The organism is Nonomuraea longispora (genome assembly GCF_004348345.1).
Lineage (GTDB): Bacteria > Actinomycetota > Actinomycetes > Streptosporangiales > Streptosporangiaceae > Nonomuraea > Nonomuraea longispora.
The window spans coordinates 23,093-29,767 of the sequence record NZ_SMJZ01000103.1 but is presented as its reverse complement, the minus strand read 5'-3'; the positions used below and the strand labels follow the sequence as shown (position 1 = coordinate 29,767).

The following is a 6,675-nucleotide window of genomic DNA, read 5'->3' as shown; positions in this document are numbered from 1 at the left end:
CACCCGGCCCTGCGCATCTGCTCGGCGAGGCCCGGGTTCTCCGCGGCTGCCGCGTCGCGGACCCGGGAGTAACACTCCGCGTCGAGATCCTGGCTCAGCTTGAAGATGCTCTGCTGCGTACGTACGCGCACCCGGAAGGCCACCACCCCGGGCAGCAGCGCGCGGAACCGGTCACGGGAGGCGGCGGTGGGCTCCCAGGCCGGCTCCCGCAGCGACTCCGCGGCCGTGACCGTGCGCTCCACCACGTCGAGCGTGTCGAGCGGGTCGCCCAGGAGCTCCACCCGGCCGGTCACGTGCACGGCCGCGTAGTCCCAGGTCGGCACGGCCGGGTCGGTGGCGTAGACGGTGGGCGAGACGTACCCGTGCGGTCCTGGGAAGATCACCAGAACGTCGGGCGAGCCCTCGAACGAGCGCCAGTGCGGGTTGGCGCGGGCCATGTGGCCGAGCAGCGTGCCGCCGGCGACGGCGGTCCCTTCGAGGATGACCGGCACGTGCGTGGCCACGGGCACGCCGTCGACCGTGCTCACGACCAAGGCGAACGGGTTCTCCCTGATCAGGGTGGTCACCTGCGCCGGGTCGGCGGCGGCGTACCGGGGGAAGGTGTGCATGCCTACTCCACCGCGCTCAGGACCGCGTCCCACGCGACCTCGGACGCCAGCGTCCCGAGCCCCGTCGGCTTGACTCCCGCCAGATCCACCTCGTCGGTCGTCATCGCGAACAACACGTCGCCGTCCGTCAGGGTGTGGAACGGCTGGATGCCGCGGTGCATGGAGCTGTGCACCTGCCTGCCCACCTGGAGCAGCTCGACGTCCGTCAACCGGACGTTCGTCACCATCACGGTCAGCGTGGTGTTGCCCATGACGGCGGGAGCGGGGTCGCCGATCGTCTCGGCGTAGTCGTCGCGCGGGTGGCGCCGGACGCCCTCGCCGACGTGGTAGTTGCCGCGTACGATCGTGCCGTCCCGATCCACCACCGCGCCCACGGCATTGACCACGGTCGCGACCAGCACCTTGGCCTCCCCGAACGCGCCGAACGCGGCCCCCTGCCCGGCGAACTCGGCCCGGCCGAACTCCACCTTGCCCGCGCTGGCCGTGCGGCCCGCGCCGCACCGGCCCACCGGGAACAGGCCCTCCCGCGCCCCGCGCAGCGCGGCCCTGCCCAGCTCGGCGTCCGGGTAGACGGCGCTGTCACGGCAGGAGAAGTCGTAGATGACCGCGCCGGACACGAGCTGCAGGTCGTCCCACCTGGTCCGGTTCTCCCTGCGGGCGAGCAGCTCGTCGCTCACCCCCGTCGCGGCGGCCAGCCCGTAGACCGAGCCGCCCGCCAGGCAGACGGCGTGGTTGAAGTCGTAGCCGCCGCTCATCCCGACCGCGCCTCCGCGGGCGTCCACCGCGGTGCGCGCGCCCGCCGGGACGTGGATCACCGTGCAGCCGGTGGGGCCCTCGCCGTACTCGGCGGTGCCGACGTGCACGCCCGGCAGGTCGAAGGTCACGGATCCGCGCCCGGGGCTGGGCTGCGGGGTCAGCGGCAGGTCCGCGTTGCGCGGCACCCCCGCGGCGAACGCGGACGGCTGGGCGAGCCGTGGCTCGTCGGTCACAGGGCCTCCAAGAGCTGGCGGGAGTATTCGTGGGCGGGAGCGGTGTAGAAGGTGGCGGTGTCGGCCGTCTCAACGACCTCGCCCGCGCGCATCACCGCGATCCGGTCGGCGACGTAGCGGACCGCGCCGAGGTCGTGGGAGATGAACAGGGCGCTGAAGCCGTACTCCTCCTGGAGATCGCGGATGAGGTTGAGAATCTGCACCTGTACGGAGACGTCCAGGGCGCTGACCGCCTCGTCGAAGACGATGAAGTCGGGCCTGGTGACCAGTGCGCGGGCGATGGAGACCCGCTGCCGCTGGCCGCCGGAGAGCTCGTGCGGATAGCGGGTGGCGAACGACTCCTCCAGGCCGACGTGGCCGAGCATCTCGGTGACGAGATCGCCCACGGGGCGGCCGAGCACCGCCAGCGGCTCGGCGACGCTCTGGCCGACGCGCATCCTCGGGTTGAGCGACCAGTGCGGATGCTGGAGCACGGCCTGCATCCGGCCCGCCAGTTCGCGCCGCCGCCTGGGGAAGGGGCGGCCGTCGAACCTGACGGCGCCGCCGGTGGGCCGGTGCAGGCCCAGCGCCACGCGGCTGGTGGTCGTCTTGCCCGAACCGGACTCCCCCACCAGGCCGAGGGTCTCCCCCCTGGCCACGGACAGGGAGACGTGCATCATGGCGTTCAGCCGGATGCGCCGCAGCGGCGGCCCGGCCGTGAAGGTGACCGTCACGTCGTCGAGTTCGAGGATCGCCCGCGTGCCGGTCATGCCGTCACCTCGCCGGCCCGGTGGCACAGGACGTCCTGGTGGCGCACCCGGACCGGACCGGGGCGCTCGTGGTGACAGCGGTCGACGGCGAGCGCGCAGCGCGGGGCGAACGCGCAACCCGGCGACGGCCCGGTGAGCACGGGCGGCCGTCCCGGCACCGGCTCCAGGCGTGCGCCATGGGCCGCCGCCGCGGGGGCCGACCCGGCCAGCGCCGCCGTGTACGGGTGGGCGGGCTTGCCGAGCACCTCGCGGGCCGGGCCGTGCTCGACGACGCGGCCGCCGTACATGACCGCGATCCGGTCGCAGCGGCGGGCCACGGCGGGCAGGTCGTGGCTGAGCCACAGCAGGCTCGTCCCCGCGTCGGCGGCCAGCGAGAACACCACGTTCAGCACCTCCTCGCGCACCTGGCTGTCCAGCGCGGCGGTCGGCTCGTCGGCGACGAGCAGCTCGGGCGAGGTGGCCATGGCCATGGCCACCGCCACCCGCTGCGCCATGCCGCCCGACAGCTGGTGCGGGTACGCGCGCGCCACGCGGGGGTCGTCGAGCCTGACCCGTTCCAGGTGCATGCTCACGTCGGCGCCGCGACCGAGCACGAGCCGGAGCTGGGCGCCGACGCGCATGGTGGGGTCGAGCGAGCCGATCGGGTCCTGGAAGACGAACCCCAGCTGTCTCCTGCGCAGCCGGCGCAGCCCGGCCGGCGGCAGGTCGAACACCGGCTCCCCGGCGACCAGCACCTCCCCGCCGGTACGCCGCGCCGTACGCGGCAGCAGCCGCCCGACGGCGGAGCCCAGCGTGGACTTGCCCGAACCGCTCTCGCCTACGAGCCCGACCTTCTCCCCCGGCGCGACGTCCAGGTCGGCGCCGTCGAGCGCGCGGGTCTCCGCGTAGTCGATCACCAGGTTGCGTACTGAGAGCAGGCTCAAGTCAGTGACCTCGTCTCCCGGGGTTCGAGCTGGTCGCGCAGCCCGTCGCCCACCACGTTGATCGACAGGATGGCCGCCACCAGCACGACGCCGGGCCCGAGGATCAGCCAGGGCGCGGCGATCATGTACGTGCCGCCCTGCTGGATGAGCACGCCGAGCGAGGCCTGCGGCGGCTGCACGCCGAAGCCGAGGAAGCTCAGCCCGCCCTCGACCGCGATGCCGACCGACAGCGCGTACGTGCCCTGCACGGCGATCGTGCCGGCCACGTTCGGCAGCACGTGGCGGCCGAGCACGCGGGGCAGCCGGGCGCCGCTGATGACGGCGGAGGTGACGTAGTCGCGCTGCGACACGGCCACGGCGGCGGCCCGCACCAACCGCGTCATGAGCGGGATCGTCACCAGCACGATGCTGGCCGACGCCGCGACCTGGCCGGGGCCGAGCACGGCGGCGACCAGGATGGCCAGGACGATGGCGGGGAAGGAGTAGAGCACTTCCACCAGGCGCATCACCAGCTCGTTCAGGTAGCCGCCACGGTATCCGGCGATGATGCCGAACGTCGCGCTGACCGCCGCCGTCACCAGCACGGCCAGCGACGACAGCAGCAGCGTCGTGCCCACGCCCTCCATGACGCGCGGCACCATCGAGCGGCCCAGGTTGTCGGTGCCCAGCCACCAACCGGGTCCCGGCGGCTGGAGCCGCGGGCCGACGATCGCGTCCGGGTCTCCCCCGGCCCCGGCGAGCGAGCCCAGCGCGAACACCACGAGCACGAGCAGGCAGGCCAGCCCGCCGATGGACAGCCGGTCCGGTCTCTTCATGAGCGCCTCCCCGCCGTGACGCCGAGCCGGGGATCGAGCACCCCGACGAGCAGGTCGATGACCACGTTCATCAGGATGAACACGCCGGCCGCCAGCAGCACGCCCGCCTGCACCACCGCGTAGTCGCGGCGGCCGACGGCCTGCACGATGTACGAGCCGACGCCCGGCAGGTTGAACACGTGCTCCACGATCAGCGCCCCGCCCAGCAGGTACGCGACGATCGTGCCGAGCAGCGTGACCACCGGCGCGGCGGCGTTGCGCAGGATGTGGTGCCTGACGATGAACCACGGCGACTCGCCGCGCCCGACGGCCGCCGTGACGTACGGCTCGACCAGCACGCCCATGACGGCGTCGCGGGTGGTCCTGGCCGTGACGGAGACGGCGAACACCGACAGGACGGCGGCCGGCAACACCATCGTGGCCAGGTTACGGGCGGGGTCCTCGGTGAACGGCACCCACGCGCCGATCTCCAGGCCGAGCGCGTACCGGGAGAAGACGAAGACGACGAGGCTGCCCAGCACGAACTCCGGCACGCTGACACCGAGCCCGCTGAGCAGCCGGCCGGCCGCCCCGCCGCCGCCCGGCCGCGCGCGTACGGCGGTGAGCACGCCGAGCGGCACCCCGGCCAGCACACTGCCGGCCACGGCCAGCAGGGACAGCTCGGCGGTCACCGGTAGGCGGGCCAGCAGCTCCGCGCCGACGGGCTGGCGGCTGATCATGGAGATGCCGAAGTCGCCGCCCGCGACGGCGGCCAGCCAGTGGCCGTATTGCATGAACACCGGCTGGTCCAGCCCGTAGCGGGTGGCCAGCTCCGCCTTCTGCTCGGGGGTGGCGAACGGGCCGAGCACGGTTTCCGCGAAGCCGCCGGGCATCAGGCGTACGGCGGCGAAGATCAGCACGGAGACGCCCAGCAGCGTCGCGGCCGAGCTGAGCGCCCGGCCGGACCACCACATCAGCAGCCGCATGGTTACCGGGTCTTCTTCACGCGGGCGTCGGCGACCAGGCGCAGCACGTTGCCGTAGCCCTCGGTGGAGTAGAGGCTGGGGCTGAGCGCGTCGGATCTGTAGGCGACCGTTGCGGGGCGGGTGACCAGCGGGATCATCTGCGCGTCCGTGTCGGCCCTGGCGCACACGGCGGCCAGCGCCTTCTCGCGCGCGGCGCCTGCGGGCTCCTTGCCGGCCGCGTCGATGAGGGCGTTCAGCTCCTTGTCGGGCGTCATGAAGCCGACGTTGAAGCCGGCCTCCTCCGGGTTCCACCACTTGGTGACCATGCCGGGGTCGGCGTAGCCGGCGAACCACGACAGGGCGGCGTCGAAGTCGGCGGGCGCCTTGCCGTACACCTTGCCCGACCAGCTCGCCTCGTCCATCTGCTCGATCTTGACGGTGATGCCGGCCTGCTGGAGGTTCTGCTGGATCACCTGGGCGACGGCGGGTGCCGGCTGGGTGGAGTAGATGCTGAGCGTGAACGTCAGGTTCTCGGCGCCCGCCTCGGCCAGCAGCTTCTTGGCCTCGTCGGCGTTCTTGGAGGCGGACGGCAGCGCGGCGGGGTCGCAGGCGCCCGGCAGGCCCGCCGGGGTGACGGCGCTCGGCTTGCCCTTGCCTCCGAGCGCGATGTCGGCGATCTGCTGCTGGTCGAGCGCGATGGTGATCGCCTGGCGCACCTTGGGGTCGGCGAACTTCGAGTTGGGCGCTTTCGTGTTGAGCATCAGGTAGTAGAGGTCCGTGGTGGCCTGGGTCACGACCTGCACGTCACGGGCGCCCGCCAGCATGCCGGCCGAGTCGACGTTGCCCAGCGTGGCCAGGGCGGCGCTGCCGTTCTGCAGGGCGGCGATGCGTGCGGCCTCCTCAGGGGCGATGGTGATGTTGAGGGTGTCGGCCGCGGGCTTGCCCTTCGCCCAGTACTTCTCGTTGCGCTTGAACGTCCACGACACGTCCTGGCGGTGGTCCTCCACCACGTACGGCCCGGTGCCGAGCAGTGTGGTGGCCGGATCGACCGACCTGTCGTTGATCTCTTTCATCGGCAGGACGGCGGCGGGCACGTTGGCCAGGGCCGCCAGGAACGGCGTGTACGGCTCCTTCAGCGTGACCTTCACCGTGTGGTCGCCGTCCTTGGTGACCGACCTGACCGGGCCGAGCTGGCCGCGCCACACCGACTCGGACGCGAGCAGCCGCTCGAAGCTGCCCACCACGTCGTCGGCCGTCATCTTCCTGCCGTTGCTGAACGAGACGTCCTCGCGCAGGTGGAAGACGTACTCGGTGGGTGAGGGCGTCTCCCACTTCTCGGCCAGCAGCGGCTCGATGCCGAAGTCGGGGCCCACGGTGACGAGGGTCTCGTAGGACAGCGAGAGCAGCTGCCAGGTGGTGGCCACGTCGGCGAGCTGCGGGTCGTAGCCGGTGGCCGCGCCGCTGTCGATGTGGACCTGCGCATTGAGCGTGCCGCCCGGGGGCAGCGCGTCGTCGGCCACGGCGAGGTAGCCGGGCGCGGCCTCCGCCTGGGGGCCGGTGGAGGGCTGGGTGGTCGTTCCGGTGGCGGCGCAGGCCGTGGCCAGCAGGGCGGCCGCGACACCGCAGGCCAGGCGTATGGGACGCATG

The 6,675-nt window shown here is 72.9% G+C and carries 7 protein-coding genes; all 7 read right to left on the bottom strand.

All coding sequences use genetic code 11. The features are described 5' to 3' along the window. A partial coding sequence (locus E1267_RS25080; RefSeq protein WP_132335544.1) for an FMN-binding negative transcriptional regulator occupies positions 1-608 on the bottom strand: 608 nt, incomplete at its 3' end. 2 nt (positions 609-610) lie between these two features. Then, the gene (locus E1267_RS25075) at positions 611-1,597 is read right to left on the bottom strand and encodes a P1 family peptidase (RefSeq protein WP_171055506.1); all 987 of its coding nucleotides are present in this window, start codon (positions 1,595-1,597) and stop codon (positions 611-613) included. Beyond that, complete coding sequence (locus tag E1267_RS25070; protein ID WP_132335542.1) at positions 1,594-2,346, bottom strand: ATP-binding cassette domain-containing protein; 753 nt, start codon at positions 2,344-2,346, stop codon at positions 1,594-1,596. Before E1267_RS25070 ends, E1267_RS25075 begins: the two co-directional genes overlap by 4 nt. Beyond that, on the bottom strand, positions 2,343-3,269 hold the full coding sequence (locus E1267_RS25065; protein ID WP_132335540.1) for an ABC transporter ATP-binding protein: 927 nt from the start codon (positions 3,267-3,269) through the stop codon (positions 2,343-2,345). The genes E1267_RS25070 and E1267_RS25065 overlap by 4 nt, the downstream gene beginning before the upstream one ends. Continuing rightward, on the bottom strand, positions 3,266-4,084 hold the full coding sequence (locus E1267_RS25060) for an ABC transporter permease (RefSeq protein WP_132335538.1): 819 nt from the start codon (positions 4,082-4,084) through the stop codon (positions 3,266-3,268). The genes E1267_RS25065 and E1267_RS25060 overlap by 4 nt, the downstream gene beginning before the upstream one ends. Beyond that, entirely contained in the window at positions 4,081-5,049 is a 969-nt protein-coding gene (locus E1267_RS25055; protein WP_132335536.1) for an ABC transporter permease, read from the bottom strand. Before E1267_RS25055 ends, E1267_RS25060 begins: the two co-directional genes overlap by 4 nt. A 2-nt stretch (positions 5,050-5,051) precedes the next feature. After that, complete coding sequence (locus tag E1267_RS25050; RefSeq protein WP_132335535.1) at positions 5,052-6,674, bottom strand: ABC transporter substrate-binding protein; 1,623 nt, start codon at positions 6,672-6,674, stop codon at positions 5,052-5,054. Position 6,675 lies beyond the last annotated feature (1 nt).